The following is an 18,854-nucleotide window of genomic DNA, read 5'->3' as shown; positions in this document are numbered from 1 at the left end:
TCGATAGCATTTTTGCTATCATCGGCCTCACTATCCGACTCATTGACCCGGACAGGGCAAGGACACACACGATGAAATTTTCGCTGCTGAAGAAGCTGCTGGTGGCCGGCGTGATCGGCACGTCGTTCGCTACGGCAACCGCGCATGCGGCCGACCTCCTCGATCAGGTCAAGCAACGCGGCACGCTGCGCGTCGGTCTCGAAGGCACGTTCCCGCCGTTCAACTCGAAGAGCCCGCAAGGCGAACTCGTCGGCTTCGACGTCGACATCGCGAAAGCCGTCGCGGCGAAGCTCGGCGTGAAGGCCGAATTCGTGACGACCGAATGGAGCGGCATCATCGCGGGCCTGCAGGCCGGCAAGTTCGACGTGATCGCCAACCAGGTCGGCATCACCGACAAGCGCAAGGAAACGCTCGACTTCTCGCCGGCGTACACGTACTCGTCCGCGCAGCTGATCCAGCGCAAGGACGACACGCGCCAGTTCAAGTCGCTGGAAGACCTGAAGGGCAAGAAGCTCGGCGTCGCGCTCGGCACGAACTACATGGACATGGCGAAATCGGTGCCGGGCATCGACGTGAAGACGTACCCGGGCGCGCCCGAGTACCTGCGCGATCTCGCGGCCGGCCGCCTCGACGCGGCGCTCAACGACCGCCTGATGCTCGCGTACCTGACGAAGAATTCCGATCTGCCGTTGCGCCCCGGCGCGAACGTCGGCTCGGCGAATCCGTCGGGCATCCCGTTCAAGAAGGGCAACCCGAAGTTCCAGAAGGCGATCGACGACGCGATGGCGCAACTCGAGGCCGACGGCACGTTCACGAAGATTTCCGACAAGTGGTTCGGCATCGACGTGACGAAACCGATCAAGTAAGCAGGCCTGCATTTCCCGCCCGACGGCGGGCCGGAAAGGGCGGCATCCGCAACGATGCCGCCCTTTGTTTTATCGGTCCGGTTTATGATTGCGCTTTCGCGCACGCATTCGCTTCGTATTCCATGTCGACAACGTCCCTGCTCGTCCAATCGCTGCCGGTGCTCGCCCAGGGTGCCGTTCTGACCGTCAAGTTCGCCGTACTGTCGATGGTGTTCGGCCTGCTTGGCGCCGTCGTGCTCGCGATGATGGGCATCCGGCAAAGCGAAGCGCTCGACGGCTTCGAGCGCATCTGGGTCAACGCGCTCGCGTGGCTGGCGCGCGCGTACGTGAGCCTGATGCGCGGCACGCCGCTGCTCGTGCAGATCTTCGTCATCTATTACGGGCTGCCGAGCCTCGGCATCTCGCTCGACCCGACGCCGGCCGGCGTGATCGCGCTGTCCGCGAACGTTGCAGCCTACATGTCGGAAAGCATGCGCGGCGCGATCAACGGGATCGCGCGCGGCCAGTGGCTCGCCGCGTACAGCCTCGGGCTGTCGTGGGGGCAGACGCTGCGCTACGTGATCGGCCCGCAGGCGCTGCGCATCGCGGTGCCGAGCCTGTCGAACAGCCTGATCAGCCTGATCAAGGACACGTCGCTCGTATCGGTGATCACCGTGACCGAACTGCTGCGCAGCGCGCAGGAAGTGATCGCGGCCACCTATCAGCCGCTGCCGCTCTATCTCGCCGCCGCGGCCGTGTACTGGATCCTGTGCCAGATCCTCGAATGGGTGCAGCGCTGGTACGAAAAGCGCCTGTCGCTGCCGTCGCGGCACTGAGCCGCGCAGTTGCGCCGGGCCACGCTCGCGGGCCCGGCACCCTTCTTCCCGCTTACTCGCCCGAATAACGCACGCCGAGCACGGCGCGCGCCGCGTCGGTCATCGCGATCATCTGCCGCGAATGGTCGTGCGTCATGATCGGGCTTTCGATCTCGCCCGCGCGCAGCAGGTCGCAGAAATGCGCGGTTTCGTAGTTCAGCCCGCCGCCGTCGACCGGCGCGTCGAGTTCGACGGTGCGCCCGTCCGCGTAGCGGATCGTCGCACGCGCGGGGTTCCACCACTTCTCGTGAATCGTCACGTGGCCGCCCGCCGCGGCAATGAGCGCGTCGCCGCGCCCCATCACGTCGAGGCCGCAAAAGAGCTGCGCGATCCCGCCGTTCTCATGCACGCTGTTCAGGCTCGCGAACAGGTCGACACCCGTCGCGCCGACGCGGCCGAGCGTCTGCACGTCGCGCGCCGCGCCGAGCCAGTCGACGGCAAGGAACGCCTCGTAGATGCCGATATCGAGCAGCGCGCCGCCCGCGCAATCGAGCCGATAGACGGAATGGTCCCCCGGCACCGACGACGACGCGCAGCCGGCTCGCACGAGCCGGATCTCGCCGATCGGATCGTCACGCAGGTGCGCGCGCAACTGACGGTACAGCGGGAAGAACGGCGGCTTCATCGCCTCCATGAAGAGCAGCCCGGCATCGCGCGCCGCGTGCAGCACCGTGTCGAGTTGCACGGCGTTCAGCGCCGCGGGTTTCTCGCACAGCACGGCCTTGCCGGCAGCCAATGCGGCCAGCGTGTACTGCGCGTGACTGTCATGGAGCGTCGCGATGTAGACCGCGTCGATATCGCTCGCGAGGAGCGCATTGAGGCGCGCGGCAGGCGCGCCGCCGTAAGTCTCGCAGAAGGCGGCCGCTGCATCGGCGCGGCGGGCCCAGACGCCAGCGAGCGTGGCGCCCGGCACATGCGCGAGGCTTTGCGCGAAGCGGCGCGCAATGCTGCCTGCACCGACGATGCCGAAGCGCATCGGGCGATGGTCGTTGTCGTTCATCCTGATCTTCCGTGTCGGTCGTATGACGGTTGCCGGCACGCTGCCGGCCGGCCGTCATGATAAACGGCCCGGCACACGGATGAGCGATACGCGCAACGTCAGGCACGCACCGGCACGTCGACCGAGAAATCGCGCGAAATCTCGTCCGCGCTGAAATCGATCAGCGCGAGCGAGGCCGCTTCGGCTTCGCGCGGGTCGCGCCGTTCGATCGCATCGACGACGCGCGCATGCGCCTTCACCGCGATGTCGTGCGCGCCTTCCTTCTGCACGACGCGCGGATTCACGAGACGCACTGCCCCGCGCACGATCGCCGCCATCTGCTGGAAGAACTGATTGCCGCTCGCCTGGACGATCCGCGTATGCAGCAGCTCGTCCGCCGTGTCGTAGCCGGGGTCGCCCGGCTGCAGCACCTTGAACGCATCGAACGCTTCGCGAATGCCCGCGATGTCGGCCGCCGTCGCACGCACCGCCGCCTGCGCGGTCGCGCGTGGTTCGATCAGCATCCGGAATTCGATGACGTCGCGCATGAACTGCGGATCGGGCTTTGCCCGGAATCGCCAACTCACGACGTCTTCGTCGATCATCCGCCAGTCGCGCATCGGCCGCACGCGCGTACCGACTTTCGGACGCACGTCGAGCATGTCGCGCGCAAGCAACATCGACAACGCTTCCCGCATCACCGTGCGGCTCACGTCGAACTCTTTCGACAGCACGTCCTGTGGCGGCAAGATGCCGCCGTACTTGTCTTCGACGATACCCGCGACAAGCCCATCCATCACTTTGGCGACCAGTGACCGGTCTTTGCCCTGCTCCATGACACCTCCCCGTGCGTCGATTTGCGAACACCTGCTCCGCAGTTCCGCCGGCCCTGGTTACTACTGTTCTTATGATCTATAAGTTGATGAGTTCGACGATATTTCGCTATCTGGTAAACACCTGACAGGGTTATCCCTCTTTTGAACGAGGTGATTTATACGGCTAAAAAAAAGGCCCGGGAAGCGCGCCGCGCCTGCCGGACCCCGGTTTCCACAAGATTTAACCATCCAATCCATGACGGCAGATAGCGCGCCGTTACGGACTGCTTCTCATTCAGTTTCAGCCAGCCGGATAAACGATCGTTTCAACGCCGTTTTCCGTGCCGAGCAAGCACAGATTCGCGCCGCGCTCGGCGAACAGGCCGACCGTCACGACGCCCGGCCAGGCGTTCACCTGCGCTTCGAAACCGCGCGGATCGGCGATCTGCAGGCCCTTCACGTCGATGATCTCGTTACCGTTGTCCGTGATGTAGGGCGCGCCGTCCTTCGTCACGCGCAGCACGGGCACGCCGCCGAGCGCGGTCACGCGCCGGCCGATGGCCGTGCGCGCCATCGGCACGACTTCGATCGGCAGCGGGAAGGCGCCGAGCACCGGCACGCGCTTGCTGGCGTCCGCGATGCACACGAACGTGTCGGCCACCGACGCGACGATCTTCTCGCGCGTCAGCGCGCCGCCGCCGCCCTTGATCATCGCACCGCTCGCGTCGATCTCGTCGGCGCCGTCGACGTACACCTGAAGCGACTCGATCTCGTTCAGGTCGAACACCTTGATGCCGTGCGATTTCAGGCGTTCGGTCGTGGCGACCGAGCTCGACACGGCGCCGCGATAGCGCGATTTGACGGCGGCGAGCGCGTCGATGAAGCAGTTGGCGGTCGAGCCGGTGCCGACACCGATCACCGCACCTTCGGGCACGTTCTGGATCACGTAATCGGCGGCGGCCTGGCCGACGAGGCGTTTGAGTTCGTCTTGAGTCATGGCGTGGTAATGCTGCGGGATTGCGGAAAACCGCCAGTTTACCGGAGTCGGCGGACCGCCCTGCGTTTTTCGGCGGCCGATGCGCCGCGTATTCAGTGCGTGTCGGCGGCCGGCGCGGGGTCCGCCGCTTGCGTGCCGGGGAAGTACTTGTCGAGCAGCGCCTGCGCGATCGCGTCGCTTTCCGCGTCCGGGTTGCCCGCGTAGTCGGACGGCCGGAAATGCATCTGGAACGCGGCGAACACGCGCCGCGTGCGCGTGTCGAGCACGCCGTCGGTCGGCACGTCGTAGCCGTAGCGTGCGAGCTTGAGCTGCAGTTCCCGCACGTCGACCGGCGCGTGCGGATCACGGCCGCCGAGCCGTGCCGCGACGGTCGCGTCGTCCGGCCATGCGCCGACGCCGGCTTGCGCGAGCGCATGCCACGGGAACAGCGGCCCGGGATCGATCTTGCGTTGCGGCGCGATGTCGCTGTGCCCGACCACGCGCGTCGGCGCAATCCCGTAGCGCGCGACGATGTCCTTCGACAGGCGGATCAGCGCGTCGACCTGTTCGGGCGGATACGGCTGCCAGGTGCGTTGCTGCGGATCGAGCGGGCCGCGGTTCACGTTCTCGATGCCGATCGACACCGCGTTCAGCTCGGTCGTGCCCTGCCATTCGCTGATACCCGCGTGCCACGCGCGCCGCGCTTCCGGAACGAGCTGGTAGACGACGGGCATCCCGCGCTCGGTGCGCGGCTGCGGCGGGATGACGTAATGCACGCTGACCGACTCGCCGGTCAGCGTGCGCAGCGATTTCGCCTCGTCGCTTTCGGTGTAATGCATCACGAGAAAGCGGATCCGCGAATCGGCGCCGCGCGCATGCAGGCTCGTGTCGGCATAGTAGGCGCCGCGATCGACGAGCGTCGGCGACGTGCAGGCAGCCAGCAGGCCGAGCACGGCGCAGGAAACGCCGACACGGAACGGGGTCATCGGTCTCGGATTCCGGAGAGCTTGCATCGGGGCACGCGTCGTTCGGGTCATTCGATGCCCGCGCGTCGCGCGCGGGACGGGCCGGCCCTCGGTCGGGTCAGCTTCGGGGTCAGCCCTTCGCGCGTCGCTGGCGCACGGCTTCGTACAGGCACACGCCGCTGGCGACCGACACGTTCAGGCTTTCCACGCTGCCGGCCATCGGGATGCTCATCACTTCGTCGCAGGTGTCGCGCGTAAGTCGGCGCATGCCTTCGCCTTCCGCGCCCATCACGAGCGCGACCGGGCCGTCGAGCTTCGTCTCGTAGAGCGTCGCCGGCGCCTCGTCCGACGTGCCGATGATCCACACGCCGGCTTCCTTCAGCTCGCGCAGCGCGCGGGCCAGGTTCGTCACCGTGATGTACGGCACCGTATCGGCCGCGCCGCTCGCCACCTTGGCCGCGGTCGCGTTCAGGCCGACCGCCCGGTCGCGCGGCGCGATCACCGCATGCGCGCCGGCCGAATCGGCGACCCGCAGGCACGCGCCGAGGTTGTGCGGATCGGTGACGCCGTCGAGCACGAGCAGCAGCGCGGGCCCGTTGATGCCGTCGAGCAGCTCGGACAGGTTCTGCGCGAGCGGCATGTCCTCGACGCGCGCGACGACGCCCTGGTGGCGCTCGGTATGCGCGAGGCCCCACAGGCGCGTTTCGTCGGCCGCGATCAGCCGCACGCCCGCTTCTTTCGCGGCGTGCAGGAACTCCTGCATGCGGCGGTCGCGGCGCGTCTGGTCGTACAGCACCTCCGCCACCGTCGATGCATCGTGCCGCATACGTGCGGTCACCGCATGAAAACCGTAAAGAACCTTCAGACGTGACATGACTGGAACAACCTTCGATCAAACGTGCGGCCGCGCGACATGCGCAGCCGCGATCCATGGAAAAGGAAAGCGCCGCGTGGCCGGCCGATGACCGGTGACGCGGCGTCTCTCGATACTGCAGGGCGTGCGCTTGCGCCGCCCCGAACGCTCAATACTTCTTGCGGGCGCGGGCCTTCTTCGCGGCCGGCTTCGCCGACGCACCGCCGCCACCGCCCTTCTTCTTCGCGGCGCCACGCGCGGCGCGCGCTTCCTTCACCGCGACGCTCGGCGCGCTCGCGGCCGTCTTGCGGCGCGGCACGGTTTCCTCCGTCGGCGGCAGCGCGCGCACGCGCGGGCCGCTGCCGTTGCGATCGACGCCGGCGGCCGGCGCGGGCGACGGACGCGGCGCCTTCACCGGCGTATCGCGCACGAGCCGGAAATCGATCTTGCGCGCATCGAGATCGACGCGGCTCACCTGGACGCGCACGCGATCCGACAGGCGATAGCGGATGCCCGTGCGTTCGCCGCGCAGCTCGTTCTTGATCTCGTCGTACTGGAAGTAGTCCGAGCCGAGCTCCGTCACGTGCACGAGCCCTTCGATGAACAGCGTGTCGAGCTGCACGAAGATGCCGAACGACGTCACGCCGTTCACCATCCCGCCGTACTCCTCGCCGAGCTTGTCGCGCATGAAGTAGCACTTGAGCCACGCTTCGACGTCGCGCGACGCTTCGTCCGCACGGCGTTCGTTCGCCGAGCAGTGCAGGCCGAGCTCTTCCCAGATCGCCGTGTTCGAACGCGAGCGGCCGCGCGCTTCGTCGTCGGCCTGCTGCATCGCGCGGGCGCGCGGCGACAGCGCGGTGTTCAGCTCGAAGCCTTCCGGCGCCTTCGGCACGTACTTCTTGCCCGACAGGATCGCGTAGATCGCGCGGTGCGTGAGCAGGTCGGGATAGCGGCGGATCGGGCTCGTGAAGTGCGCGTATGCCTCGTACGCGAGACCGAAGTGGCCGATGTTGTCCGGGCTGTAGACGGCCTGCTGCATCGAGCGCAGCAGCATCGGCTGCAGCATCTGCGCGTCCGGCCGGTCGCGGATCTGCGCCATCAGCGCCGCGTAATCGCTCGCATGCGGCTTGTCGCCGCCGCCGAGCGACAGACCCATGCCGCGCAGGAACGCGCGCAGGTTCTCGAGCTTTTCCGGCGTCGGCCCCGCGTGCACGCGGTACAGGCCCGGATGCTTGTTGCGCTTCAGGAAATCGGCCGCGCAGACGTTCGCGGCCAGCATGCATTCCTCGATCAGCTTGTGCGCGTCGTTGCGCTGACGCGGCACGATCTGCTCGATCTTGCCCTGCGAGTTGCAGACGATGTAGGTCTCGGTCGTGTCGAAGTCGATCGCCCCGCGCTTTTGCCGCGCGGCGAACAGCGACTTGTAGACGCCGTACAGATCCTGCAGGTGCGGCAGCAGATCAGCGCGGCGCGCAGCCTCCGGCCCCTTCGTGTTCGACAGCACGGCCGCGACTTCGGTGTACGTCAGGCGCGCCGCCGAATGGATCACGGCCGGATAGAACTGGTATGCCTTGATCTCGCCGCGCGCGGTGATCACCATGTCGCACGCGAGCACGCAGCGGTCGACCTGCGGATTCAGCGAACAGAGGCCGTTCGACAGCTTCTCCGGCAGCATCGGGATCACGCGGCGCGGGAAGTAGACCGACGTGCTGCGCTCGAGCGCGTCGGCATCGAGCCCGCTACCCGGCTGGACGTAGTGCGACACGTCGGCGATCGCGACGATCAGCCGGAAGCCGTCGCCGCGGCCGACCTTGACCGGCTCGCAGTAGACGGCATCGTCGAAGTCGCGGGCGTCCTCGCCGTCGATCGTCACGAGCGGCACGTCGCGCAGGTCGACGCGGAAGCGCAGGTCGGCCGGCCGCACCTTGTCGGGCAGCGCGGCGGCTTCGTCGAGCGCCGGCTGGCTGAATTCGTGCGGCACGCCGTACTTGCGCACCGCGATTTCGATTTCCATGCCCGGATCGTCGATATCGCCGAGCACTTCGACGACACGGCCGAGCGGCTGCGAATGGCGGCTCGGGAAATCGGTCAGTTCGACGACGACGACCTGCCCGACCTTCGCCTTCTTCACGTTCTGCGTGATCAGGATGTCGTGGCCGATACGCTTGTCTTCCGGCGCGACGATCAGTGCGCCGTTCTCGTTCAGCAGGCGGCCGATGACGCGCTTGTTCGCGCGCTCGGTGACTTCGACGACATGCCCTTCCGGCCGGCCGCGGCGATCGTAGCCGACGATCCGCGCGAGCACGCGGTCGTTGTGCATCACCTTCTGCATTTCGCCGTTCGGCAGAAACAGATCGTCCTGGCCGTCGTCGCGGATCACGAACCCGTAGCCGTCGCGATGCCCCTGCACACGCCCCGCGACGAAATTCGACGGATGAGTCAACTGGTAGTGGCCGCGCTTGTCGAGGCGGATCTGGCCGTCGCGCTCCATCGCGGCGACACGCCGGAAGAACCCCTCGCGCTCCTGACGCTTGATCGACAGGGCTTCGGCGATGTCGTTGGCGGCCAGCGGCGCGTCGCTCGTACGCAGCACGCCGAGAATCTCTTCACGGCTCGGAATGGGGTACGGATATTTGCTCAAGGGTTTGTCGATGATTGTTCTCGTTGCGTTGACCGATGGTGCACGGCATCAACATAGAGGTGTCCGTCCGAGACAGTTCTATATTGACGGCGGCGGGTCATTCTATCACCCGCCCGTGTCGCCAAATGACGGGGAATGCCGCGGCCGCGCACGGTGGCAGCCGGTTTGCGATGCGCCGCAAAAAGATGTTGACAGGAATAATTGGGGCGCTATAATTTCGCTTCTTTGCAGCAAGCAGCTACTGCAAAACGTGCCCAGGTGGCGGAATTGGTAGACGCACTAGGTTCAGGTCCTAGCGGTGGCAACATCGTGGAGGTTCGAGTCCTCTCCTGGGCACCATCTGTTTTTAAAAAGGTCGGCTTTCAGCCGACCTTTTTTCGTTTCAAGCTCGAGAAACACCGCGCCCGCATACTTGTACGAGGGCGCGCAGGCCTCGCGCTTCCCGGCGCGTCCGTGGGCTGAAGCATTCTCCCGGAACGCACGGCCCGGCCGGACGCCTTTCCCGCGCTACCGTCCGGCCTCGCAGGCGTTGCCCGACTTCTCCGCCATTACGCCTTCAACGGACTATCCGCGCCCCTGGAGCAGATCGGCCATATCGTCGGCATGTTCTTCCTCGACCGCGAGAATCTCCTCGAACAGCCGACGCGTCGTGACATCCTTCTCGCCGAGGTAGCGGATGATCTCCCGATACGTGTCGATGGCGATCCGCTCGGCGACCAGATTCTCGCCGATCATGCTGGTCAGGTCCGTGCCTTCCCGGTACTCCGAATGCGCACGCGTTTTCAGGCCGTCCGGCGCGAAATCGGGTTCGCCGCCGAGCTGCACGATGCGCTCGGCGATCCGGTCGGCGTGCTCCTGCTCTTCGGTCGCATGCTGCGCGAATTCCTGCGCCACGGCTTCGGAATTGATGCCCCTGGCCATGAAGTAATGCCGCTTGTAACGCAGCGTGCAGACGATCTCGGTCGCCAGCGCGTCGTTGAGCAGCTTCAGCACCTTGGTGCGGTCCGCGCCGTACGTTTGCGTGACCGGGCCGTCCGACATGTGCTTGCGCGCGTCTTCGCGAATTTTCTTGAGGTCCAGCACGAACGGGTCGCTGGATTCAGGTACCGCGTCATGGGTTGCAGGTGATTTCGTCATCGATCTGCTCCTTTATCCGGTAAGAAAATCTGCTGCCCGCCTTGGACAGCAAAATCGATACCTGCCCGGTACTGCTCGACCATCCCGCAGCGGACAGGCCCGCCCGCGGTACGGCAATTGCTGCCTTCCTGCCGAAGGCCGGCCCGTGAGGGGGCCGGACCGCAAATCTCAAGACCTTCGCCATGGCCTTACCGAACGCGTCCGGAATGACGATCGCCAGAATGGCAGGCAAAGTCGTTGCATGGCTCGTCGCAGTACTGATCATTCTGATCGCGGCGATCGCGCTGTTCATTTTCACGTTCGACTGGAATCGGGCACGGCCCATGGTCGACGACAAGGTGAGCGCCGCGATCGGTCGTACGTTCACGATCAACGGCGACCTGACCGTGAGCTGGCATCGCGCCAGCGGCGAAACCGGCTGGCGTGCGTGGGTCCTCTGGCCTACCTTTGCGGCGCGAAACATCACGATCGCGAACCCGGACTGGACGAAACAGCGGTACTTCGCCACGCTCGACGAAATCGACTTCCAGGTGAAGCTGCTTCCGCTGATCACGCACGACATCGTCATTCCGGTCATCCATCTGGTGAGTCCTTCCATCGACCTCGAACGCGTCGCCGACGGACGAAACAACTGGACCTTCAAGCTCAAGTCCTCCGCGCACCCGCTCGAGTGGAAACTCGACCTGCACGACATCCGGCTCGACCAGGGCAACATCACGCTGTCCGACCAGCAAAAAGACGTGGCGATGCAGGCAACGGTCAACACGCTCGGCCATGCGATCCCGATCGGCGAAGTCCTGAAACAGCAGGAAAACAAGTCGCGCAGTGCGTCGGCCGAGGTGGTCGGCAAGCGAGGCGCGCAAAAGCTGAGCACGCAAGCGCAAGCGGCGGCATCTGCGGCGTCGGCAGCATCCGGTGTATCGGCAGCGCCGACCACGCCCGGAAGCCCCGCTTCGGCTGCCCAGCCGCCCGCAAGCGGAACGGCTGCCGCCGTCACGCAACAGACGGGCGAGCCGCAATACGGCATCGGCTGGACAGCGACAGGCAGCTACAAGCATTCGGCGTTGTCGGGTAACGGCAAGCTCGGCGGCGTGCTCGCGCTGCAGGATGCGTCGCGGCCCGTCCCGGTACAGGCCGACGTCAAGGCCGGCGACCTGCATGTTTCACTGGTCGGTACCGTCACCGACCCCGCCCATCTGGCTGCCGTCGATTTGCGCCTGTGGCTGCAAGGCTCGAGCCTCGATCGCCTGTATCAATTGACGGGCATCACGCTTCCCAAGACCCCGCCCTACGCCACGGAGGGTCATCTGACGGGCAACATCAAACCCGGCGGCAGCGTGTTCCGTTATGAAAAATTTTCAAGCCGCGTGGGCGGCAGCGATCTCGACGGCACGCTGATCTATACGCAACGCGCACCGCGGCCGCTGCTCACGGGCGAGGTGGTCTCGAATCTGCTGCAGTTCAAGGATCTGGCACCGGTGGTCGGCGCGGACAGCAACGCGAGCAAAGCCAGGCGCGGCGACAGCGCGCGTCAGCCGCCGAACAAGGCCCTGCCTGTCGAAGGCTTCCGGACCGAGCGCTGGAAGGCGATCGATGCCGACGTGAAATTCACGGGCCGCCGCATCATCAAGGATCCGGCGCTGCCCATTACCGATCTGTACACGCACATCGTGATGATCGATGGCGTGCTGTCGCTGGAGCCGCTCAAGTTCGGCGTCGCGGGTGGCTCGATCGCGTCGGACCTTCATCTCGACGGCCGCGAGCGGCCGCTCAAGGCACGCGCGTCGACGCGCGTGCGCCATCTCAAGCTGAAGCAGCTGCTGCCGACCGTGAAGACGATGCAGAGCGCGCTCGGTGAAGTCAATGGCGACGCGCAGTTGTCCGCGACCGGCAACACGCCGGCGGCGCTCGCAGCCAGCTCCAACGGCGAGGTGAAGCTGCTCGTCACCGACGGCGTGCTGAGCCGACTGCTCATGGAAGCCGCGGGCCTGAACGTCGCGAACGTCGTCTACGAAAAGCTGTATGGAGATCGCACCGTGCACATCAACTGCGCGGCCGCCGATTTCGTGGTCACCGATGGCGTGCTCGATTCGCATGCGTTCGCACTCGACACGGACGACGCCGTCATCAACATCGACGGCAAGGTGAACATGAAGAACGAAACGATGGATCTCGGCGTACACCCGCACACGAAGGGCTTCCGCATTTTCACACTGCGCTCGCCGCTCTACGTCAGGGGTACCTTCAAGAATCCGCGCGTCGGCGTGAATCCGACCGCGCTCGCGCTACGCGGCGGCGCGATGGTCGGCCTCGGCATCGTCAATCCGTTCGCCGCGCTGATTCCGTTGATCGCGCCGAGCAACCACAAACCACTGCCGTGCCGGCAACTGATCGCGGCGATGCAGTCGCAGCAACCGACCGCGCCGCCGCCGGGCCAACGCAAGAAGGCCAAAGGGCTGCGCCTGCCGCCGGGCACGCCGGTCGGGGACGCGACTCATTCCTCCGTCCTCGGCATGCCGTTGCCCAAGACAACTCGCTGACTCTCGTCGTTGTACCGGCGATCGTTCCGCCCGAACGCGGAACGGCTGACGATCCGTCGCCGGGCACGAGCTTCGCGCGTTGGGGGAATTCGATGCCGCCCATTGCCGGCTGCCGCAACGAGGCGGCTGGAGCGGCGATCGCCCGGCCTGACTCAGCGGCGAGGCAGGAACCGACCGATACCGCGCGCCGTCGGTACTGTGCATTGCGGGCCGCGGCGACCGTGACGATCTCGTTGCCACCCTCGCGGTGAGCCCGCCCCGCCAGCGCGGGCTGCGTGCGAACAGTACTGGCTACGCGCACTTCGCGAGGGACGGCTTTCGCGACGCGCGTCGCGCTGCCTCCACTACGTCGTCGTCGCCCAGACGCGGTACATCATCCTTCGCCTTCCCAATCGTGCCACTCGACCGAATGGGATTTCAGATACGCCGACACGGTTTCGCCGACCGTCGGCATGAAGTGGTCTTCGCCGATCCGCTCGTACAATCCGTATCGCTTCAGGCTGTCCTTGACCGGCCCCTTGAGTTCCGCGAAGCATAGCTGCATGTCCGCATCGTCGAGTTCGTCGTCGAGCCTCGCCAGCATGTCGGCGGCTGTGACGTCGATATCCGTCACGGGCTCGGCTGCGATGGCGACCCAATGGGTACGGGTGGGCGCATCGCGCGCCGCGGTCATCACGCGCTCGTGAAAGATTTCCGCGTTGGCGAAGAACAGCGGCGCATCCCAGCGCAGCAGAACCAGCCCGGGGATGCGCCGCGCGTCCGGATGACGCGCGATATCGTGATAGCCCTTCACGCCGTCGCGCCGGCCGAGCACGGCCGAATACGGGCGCCACGCCCGCCAGAGGAAAGCCAGCACGGCAAGCCCGAGGGCGATACCGACGCCGGCCACCACGCCCGACAGCACGACCCCGGCAAAGCATGCGAGGGACTGCACGAATTCCAGACGGCGCAACCGATAAAGCCGCCGCAGGCCGGCGATTTCGATCAACGAAAACGATGCGGCGACGACCACGGCCCCGAGGGTGGCTTGCGGCGTATCACGGAGCGCCTGCGGGGCAAAAACCAGCAACGCCGCCACGATGAGTGCGGCAATCAGGCCGCAGGCCTGGCTCTTCGCACCGGCCCCCTCGGCGACCGGCGTGCGCGATCCGCTGGCCGCGACCGAAAAGCCCTGGAACAGCCCTGCTGCAATATTTGCGATCCCGAGCGCGACGAATTCGCGATTGCGGTCGACACCGTCCCCGCTGCGCAGCCCGTAAATCTGCGACAGCATGCTGATGTCCGTAAACGACACCAGTGCGATCGCGGCGGCACTTGCCGATAGTGCGAGCCATTCGCTCGGCGCAAGCGCCGGAAAGTCCGGCAGCGGTAGGCCGCGAGGCAACGTGCCCACTACGCTGATGCCCGTCCGGGCCGCCAGATCGAAATATGCAGTCCCGACGGTGGCGACGGCCACGGCCACCAGCACCCCCGGCAGTTTCGGTGCCCAGCGTCTGAACGCCAGGATAACGGCGAGCGACAGCACACCGATCGACAAGGCCGCGAGGTTCGTTTTTCCGGCGGCAATGGCGCTCGCCAGCGCGCGCAACTGTTGCAGAATCGACGCTTCGTGCACGGTCAGACCGAGCAGCTTCGGTAACTGACTGACGATGATCGTGACGATGATGCCGTTCAGATAGCCGTAGCGGATCGGCGTGGACAGCAGATCGGTGATGAAGCCCAGCCGGAACAGGCCGACCGCCAGACAAAGGGCGCCGGACAGCAACGCAAGCGCGCCCGCGAGCGCCGCCGCATGCGCGAGGTTGCCGTGCGCGAGCGGCACGATGCTTGCCGCGATCAGCGCAATGAGCGCCGAATCGGGCCCGAGCACGAGGATGCGGCTCGGCCCGACCGCCGCATAGGTGACCAGCGCGGCAATCGACGCATAGAGCCCCGACGCGGCGGACAGGCCGGACGCGATCGCGTAGGCCATGCCGGCGGGCACCAGCACGGCGCTCAGCGTCACGCCTGCGGTGGCGTCACCCGGCAGCCAGGCCATCCGGTATGTGCTGAGCCACGCGATACCGGGCACGCGGCGGGCGATTTCCTTCAATCCTCGTACGATGCTATCGCTGACCACACGTGTCGCTCCCGCGTGTCTTGGCCGGGTCATGAACTTTCGGATCGCGCGGTTCCATGACGAGCCCTCTCCCAACCGTCCACCGGCGCGGGCGGCACACTGCCGCTGTCGTGACAAGCCCGGTCGACGCTGTCTGCAGGCTGCCGCGAACGTCGGCGTTTGCGCAACGCCTTCGGATCCATTGCACTGCGCCTGTTCCGACGCGTCAGGCGGCGCAACGGAAACGCCACGCGTCGGTCCGGGTGCCCGTTCGCAGCAAGCCGCGTACCTGGCACCGGCACGCAACCGGTTGAACCGCTTCGATTCGTATGGCCCCTTCTCGATTACGAGCAGTCGCTTTGTACGTTTTACCTGGCTCGCGCAAATTCCGTGTCCGGACCGCGGCGCATGACGGGGAAGAGGCAGATGGATGGGAGCCCGTCGGGTATGTCGGCATGTCGGGCGCGACCAGCGTGACACTCGAAGCGGCCGCCGGAGGGTGCAAAAAATGCTCGCCTGCATCAGACGGCGAAGCTTCGCCGCCGAACGGCGCGCGAGCTGACCGGCCGATGACGAGAGCAAAGGAGTGCAATGGAAAGGGAACTGAAACTGCTGGTAGACCGCGAGCACGTGGGTAGAATCCGCGAGTCGCCGCTGTTCGCGGAAAGCAAGAACACAGTGTCGTCTGACACAACGCTCGTCAGCACCTACTACGACACACCGGAACTCGCATTTCGCCGGTGCAATGCGTCGCTGCGCGTGCGCGATCACGGCGACAAGACGGTCCAGACCATCAAGCTCGACGGCTCGGCGCAGGCAGGCGTGTACGAGCGCGACGAATTCGAAATGCCGGTCGACGGCCGCGCACCCGATCTGAGCTTGTTCACCGATTCGATCCCCGCCGACGGCAGTCTAGGAAAGCTGATTCGCGATAAACACACCGCGGCGAATCTCGAAGCGCGCTTCGTCACCAGGATTCGCCGCACGGTGCTGCCATTACACCTGCCGTCCGACGAAGAAGTCGAGTTTGCGATCGATGAAGGCACCATCGAAACCGACGCGGCTTCGACTCCCATCGTCGCAGTCGAGATGGAATTGAAGCGCGGCCGGCCCGACCGTCTCTATCAGATTGCGCTCGATCTGCTCGCGACGGTTCCGCTTCGCTTCGACCGCCTGAGCAAGGCCGATCGCGGTTATGAAATGCTTCTGCAACAACATCAGACGCCCGTGAAAGCGAAACCGGTGACGCTTCACAAACGGGACAGCATCGAAGACGCATTCCGCCAGATCGCACACAATTGCCTCGAGCACATTCACGCGAACGAACGCGGCGTCGTGTCCGGTCACGACCCATCGAGCGTGCATCAGATGCGCGTCGGCCTGCGGCGTCTGCGCTCGGCGCTCGATCTGTTCGACAAGGTCATTCCCGCCTATCCGGGGCTTCAGGACGAATTGCGCTGGATCGCATCGGAGCTCGGAGAGGCGCGCGACTGGGAGGTACTCGTTCGCTCGACACTCGGCCAGGCACTCGAGCAGACGGAGAAGAAGCTGGAACGCCGGGCAGTGGAACGCGCGTGCCAGCGGGTGGCAACGGAAAAGCGCGCCAACGCAGCCGCTGCCGCGGAGTCCGTCCGTTACACGCGTCTGATGCTGCAACTGACGCGATGGCTAAACGGTGCACGCTGGCGTGACGGCATGTCGACGAAGGCGTCCGAAGCCATACGAAATCCGGCGAAGCGGCTTGCATCCGACATATTGCGTCGCAGGCACAACAAGTTGCTCAAGCGCGGCCGCGGGCTGGCCGGGCTCGATGATCGCCGCCGGCATCGGGCGCGGATCGCCGCGAAGAAACTTCGGTATGCGACGGAATTCTTTGCTTCGTTGTTTCGGAAGTCGGCCGTGAAGCATTATGTGGCGACATTGAGTACGCTTCAGGACGATCTGGGCTGGCGCAACGACGCAGTGGTCGCGGACCGTCTGCTGGATTCGCTTCCCCGCACCCACGCCGATACCGCGTCGGGCGCAGCTTTCGTTCGAGGGTTCTGGGCTTCGCGCGTGGCCGCCGATTACGCTCAAATGAAAAAGTTATGGAAGCGCTTCAGGCGGCTGTCTCCACCTCGATAGAGACCGGTGCCGGCCACGCCGTATCGGGCCCGGCATAGTCGCCGCAACGGCTGCGGCAGCAGGCACCCGCGCAGCGGCCCCTTCCGCGCGAGCGCGCGGGGTTCTGCCCGTGCTGCCGACATTTCGCCGGCTCCGCGATCCGAGCGCGCGTTGCCGATCGGCCAACGCGTTAGTGATGATGCGAACGGGCCACCCGCGTCTGTGCTGCCTTCTTGGCCGCTGCCGAGCGGCCTGCCGCGCCTTTGGTCTGCGCCGCCTTCTTGGCCGCCGCGGAACGGCTCGCGGCCGGACGGCGCGCGGCAGCGCTCTTCGCCTGCCTCGACATCGCGGTCGACGACGCCCCCTCCTTACTCTCGCGCTTCAACACGGCAGTCGTGGTGCGCGAGCGTTTCGCTTTCGATTCGGTGCTCGGGCTCGCCTTTTTCCTGCCTTGTCCCGCAGCGGTGTCCTGCGCCGCCTTCTTGCGGGTCGCTTCGCTCGTCTTGCCCTTCGCGGGCGGCTTGAGATCGACACCCGCACGCCGCGCCTGCGACAGACCGATGGCGATTGCCTGCTTGGCGGAACGTACGCCATGCTTGCCGCTGCGTACGCGGTCGATCTCTTCCTTGACGAACTCGCCTGCCTGGGTGCTCGGCGACTTGCCGCTGCGTTTGTCGGCGCGGGCTCGCTGGATCGCTCTCTGTTCGGGCATGATCACTCTCCTTGATAAAGGCGTACGCACTTTTTCGAGCAACGGGCGTGCCCAGTGCACCTCGAAGCGCGCACCGCGCGCGGCGACTGCTCCGCACAATCCGGATCGCACCGTGCGCCGCCGAAAATCAGGACTCCCCGACACCAAGCGAACGCATCCGAATCAGTGAGCGCCCCGCTTATGCCGGCTGGTTGGATCGATAGCAGAATTTATCGGTTATCGGCCGCCCTCGGCGTTGGTACGTTAGCCGGCTCGCCTCACCGCAACCCACCCACCGAGGAACACGCTTGATGACGTCGATGAACCGCCGCGCGTTTGCGCGCACGATACTGGCTGCGGGCCTCGCTGCCGCGGGCATCCGCACGCATGCGGAGAACACGCCTGCCGCGCTGCGCATCGGCTACCAGAAATCGTCGACGCTGATCACGCTGCTCAAGGCGCACGGCACGCTCGAGCAGGCGCTTGCGCCGCTCGGGCTGCGCGTGTCGTGGCATGAATTCGCGAGCGGATTGCCGCTGACCGAGGCGCTCAACGTCGGCGCCGTCGATTTCAGCGCCGACGTCGCCGACACGGTCCCGGTCTTCGCGCAGGCCGCCCATGCGCGTTTCGTGTATGTCGCGCAGGAAGCGCCGTCGCCGAAGGCACAGGCGATCATCGTGAAGAAGGACGGCGCACTGCGCACCCTCGCCGACCTGAAGGGCAAGCGTATCGCGGTCACCAAGGCCGCCGGCAGCCACTATCTGTTGCTCGTCGCGCTCGCACGCGCGCGGCTCGCGCCCGCCGATACGGCGATCCATTACCTGACGCCCGCGGACGGCCGCGCGGCGTTCGAGCGCGACAGCGTGGACGCCTGGATCACGTGGGATCCCTATATCGCGTCGGTCGACCAGCATCCCGATGTGCGGATTCTCGCCGACGGCAGCGGACTCGCATCGTATCAGCGCTACTACCTCGCATCGAGCGGCTTCGCTGCCGCCCACCCGGACGCCGTGCGGATCCTGTTCGACCGGTTGTCGCAGACGGGCACGTGGCTGCGCGATCACCAGCAGGAAGCCGCGAACACGCTTGCGCCGATCTGGGGCCTCGACGCCGCGACGATCGCAAGTGCGAATGCGCGACGCAGCTACCTCGTGCGGCCGGTGATCGTGCAAAACTTCGGCGAACAGCAGCAGATCGCCGACACGTTCTTCGCGGCCGGGGTATTGCCGACCCGGGTCGACACGAAAGAAGCGCAGCGCTGGAATTTCACGGCGAATCGCGCGGAGCCGGTCGGCGTGTGAGAGGCCGGGCCGCCCCGCCAGGGCGGCAAAATATT

The 18,854-nt window shown here is 66.0% G+C and carries 15 protein-coding genes and 1 tRNA gene; 6 read left to right on the top strand and 10 right to left on the bottom strand.

The window, feature by feature from the left end:
• The first annotated feature begins 71 nt into the window (after positions 1–71).
• Positions 72–866 carry a cystine ABC transporter substrate-binding protein gene (locus tag WT97_RS27810; RefSeq protein WP_060354804.1) on the top strand — a complete coding sequence of 265 codons (795 nt, stop codon included), beginning with the start codon at positions 72–74 and terminating at the stop codon, positions 864–866.
• A gap of 122 nt (positions 867–988) precedes the next feature.
• A complete protein-coding gene (locus WT97_RS27805) occupies positions 989–1,681 on the top strand; it encodes an amino acid ABC transporter permease (RefSeq protein ID WP_006484207.1) in 693 nt (230 codons plus the stop codon).
• A 52-nt stretch (positions 1,682–1,733) separates the two neighbouring features.
• On the opposite strand, the gene WT97_RS27800 is transcribed toward WT97_RS27805, so the two are convergent.
• The 6 genes from WT97_RS27800 to rnr form a co-directional block, all read right to left on the bottom strand.
• The gene (locus WT97_RS27800; protein WP_060354803.1) at positions 1,734–2,720 is read right to left on the bottom strand and encodes a Gfo/Idh/MocA family protein; all 987 of its coding nucleotides are present in this window, start codon (positions 2,718–2,720) and stop codon (positions 1,734–1,736) included.
• A 98-nt stretch (positions 2,721–2,818) separates the two neighbouring features.
• Positions 2,819–3,535 carry a FadR/GntR family transcriptional regulator gene (locus WT97_RS27795; protein ID WP_006476118.1) on the bottom strand — a complete coding sequence of 239 codons (717 nt, stop codon included), beginning with the start codon at positions 3,533–3,535 and terminating at the stop codon, positions 2,819–2,821.
• A 280-nt stretch (positions 3,536–3,815) separates the two neighbouring features.
• Entirely contained in the window at positions 3,816–4,511 is a 696-nt protein-coding gene (gene rpiA / locus WT97_RS27790; RefSeq protein WP_059499010.1) for a ribose-5-phosphate isomerase RpiA, read from the bottom strand.
• A gap of 92 nt (positions 4,512–4,603) precedes the next feature.
• Positions 4,604–5,476, bottom strand: coding sequence for an N-acetylmuramoyl-L-alanine amidase (locus tag WT97_RS27785; protein ID WP_060354802.1), 873 nt, complete (start codon positions 5,474–5,476; stop codon positions 4,604–4,606).
• 109 nt (positions 5,477–5,585) lie between these two features.
• Entirely contained in the window at positions 5,586–6,329 is a 744-nt protein-coding gene (rlmB, locus tag WT97_RS27780) for a 23S rRNA (guanosine(2251)-2'-O)-methyltransferase RlmB (RefSeq protein ID WP_059499012.1), read from the bottom strand.
• 148 nt (positions 6,330–6,477) lie between these two features.
• The gene (gene rnr / locus WT97_RS27775; RefSeq protein ID WP_059789788.1) at positions 6,478–8,949 is read right to left on the bottom strand and encodes a ribonuclease R; all 2,472 of its coding nucleotides are present in this window, start codon (positions 8,947–8,949) and stop codon (positions 6,478–6,480) included.
• 252 nt (positions 8,950–9,201) lie between these two features.
• Here rnr and WT97_RS27770 point away from each other — a divergent pair.
• Positions 9,202–9,288, top strand: a tRNA-Leu gene (locus WT97_RS27770).
• A 225-nt stretch (positions 9,289–9,513) separates the two neighbouring features.
• Here the strand turns inward: WT97_RS27770 and WT97_RS27765 are convergent.
• Both WT97_RS27765 and WT97_RS34690 read right to left on the bottom strand, forming a co-directional pair.
• Entirely contained in the window at positions 9,514–10,086 is a 573-nt protein-coding gene (locus WT97_RS27765; protein WP_034207163.1) for a bacterioferritin, read from the bottom strand.
• The gene (locus tag WT97_RS34690) at positions 10,061–10,318 is read right to left on the bottom strand and encodes a hypothetical protein (RefSeq protein WP_179949374.1); all 258 of its coding nucleotides are present in this window, start codon (positions 10,316–10,318) and stop codon (positions 10,061–10,063) included. Before WT97_RS34690 ends, WT97_RS27765 begins: the two co-directional genes overlap by 26 nt.
• Between WT97_RS34690 and WT97_RS27760 the strand changes: the two genes are divergently transcribed.
• Entirely contained in the window at positions 10,269–12,626 is a 2,358-nt protein-coding gene (locus tag WT97_RS27760; protein WP_060354801.1) for an AsmA family protein, read from the top strand. The two genes, WT97_RS34690 and WT97_RS27760, sit on opposite strands and share 50 nt — an antisense overlap.
• Positions 12,627–12,999: 373 nt before the next feature.
• On the opposite strand, the gene WT97_RS27755 is transcribed toward WT97_RS27760, so the two are convergent.
• Positions 13,000–14,778: a SulP family inorganic anion transporter gene (locus tag WT97_RS27755; protein ID WP_060354800.1), complete on the bottom strand. Its 1,779-nt coding sequence runs from the start codon at positions 14,776–14,778 to the stop codon at positions 13,000–13,002.
• Between the two features lie 537 nt (positions 14,779–15,315).
• Here WT97_RS27755 and WT97_RS27750 point away from each other — a divergent pair.
• A complete protein-coding gene (locus tag WT97_RS27750) occupies positions 15,316–16,848 on the top strand; it encodes a CYTH and CHAD domain-containing protein (protein ID WP_060354799.1) in 1,533 nt (510 codons plus the stop codon).
• A 169-nt stretch (positions 16,849–17,017) separates the two neighbouring features.
• Here WT97_RS27750 and WT97_RS27745 read toward each other — a convergent pair whose 3' ends face one another.
• On the bottom strand, positions 17,018–17,539 hold the full coding sequence (locus WT97_RS27745) for a DUF6496 domain-containing protein (protein ID WP_060354798.1): 522 nt from the start codon (positions 17,537–17,539) through the stop codon (positions 17,018–17,020).
• A 290-nt stretch (positions 17,540–17,829) separates the two neighbouring features.
• Between WT97_RS27745 and WT97_RS27740 the strand changes: the two genes are divergently transcribed.
• Positions 17,830–18,819 carry an aliphatic sulfonate ABC transporter substrate-binding protein gene (locus WT97_RS27740; protein ID WP_060354797.1) on the top strand — a complete coding sequence of 330 codons (990 nt, stop codon included), beginning with the start codon at positions 17,830–17,832 and terminating at the stop codon, positions 18,817–18,819.
• Positions 18,820–18,854: the final 35 nt, after the last annotated feature.

Origin of the sequence: Burkholderia sp. MSMB1459WGS (genome assembly GCF_001534535.1) — a bacterium.
Taxonomy (GTDB): domain Bacteria; phylum Pseudomonadota; class Gammaproteobacteria; order Burkholderiales; family Burkholderiaceae; genus Burkholderia.
Note: the sequence above shows the minus strand (reverse complement) of the source record. Positions and strands in the feature narration are given on the sequence as shown.

Bases quoted from the DNA above. Each gene is read 5' to 3' on its own strand.
- rpiA (WP_059499010.1), bottom strand. From the start codon at position 4,511: ATGACTCAAGACGAACTCAAACGCCTCGTCGGCCAGGCCGCCGCCGAT.
- WT97_RS27745 (WP_060354798.1), bottom strand. From the start codon at position 17,539: ATGCCCGAACAGAGAGCGATCCAGCGAGCCCGCGCCGACAAACGCAGC.
- WT97_RS27760 (WP_060354801.1), top strand. From the start codon at position 10,269: ATGGCCTTACCGAACGCGTCCGGAATGACGATCGCCAGAATGGCAGGC.
- WT97_RS27800 (WP_060354803.1), bottom strand. From the start codon at position 2,720: ATGAACGACAACGACCATCGCCCGATGCGCTTCGGCATCGTCGGTGCA.
- WT97_RS27755 (WP_060354800.1), bottom strand. From the start codon at position 14,778: ATGACCCGGCCAAGACACGCGGGAGCGACACGTGTGGTCAGCGATAGC.
- WT97_RS27810 (WP_060354804.1), top strand. From the start codon at position 72: ATGAAATTTTCGCTGCTGAAGAAGCTGCTGGTGGCCGGCGTGATCGGC.
- WT97_RS27785 (WP_060354802.1), bottom strand. From the start codon at position 5,476: ATGACCCCGTTCCGTGTCGGCGTTTCCTGCGCCGTGCTCGGCCTGCTG.
- WT97_RS27740 (WP_060354797.1), top strand. From the start codon at position 17,830: ATGACGTCGATGAACCGCCGCGCGTTTGCGCGCACGATACTGGCTGCG.
- WT97_RS27795 (WP_006476118.1), bottom strand. From the start codon at position 3,535: ATGGAGCAGGGCAAAGACCGGTCACTGGTCGCCAAAGTGATGGATGGG.
- WT97_RS27765 (WP_034207163.1), bottom strand. From the start codon at position 10,086: ATGACGAAATCACCTGCAACCCATGACGCGGTACCTGAATCCAGCGAC.
- WT97_RS27750 (WP_060354799.1), top strand. From the start codon at position 15,316: ATGGAAAGGGAACTGAAACTGCTGGTAGACCGCGAGCACGTGGGTAGA.
- WT97_RS27805 (WP_006484207.1), top strand. From the start codon at position 989: ATGTCGACAACGTCCCTGCTCGTCCAATCGCTGCCGGTGCTCGCCCAG.
- rlmB (WP_059499012.1), bottom strand. From the start codon at position 6,329: ATGTCACGTCTGAAGGTTCTTTACGGTTTTCATGCGGTGACCGCACGT.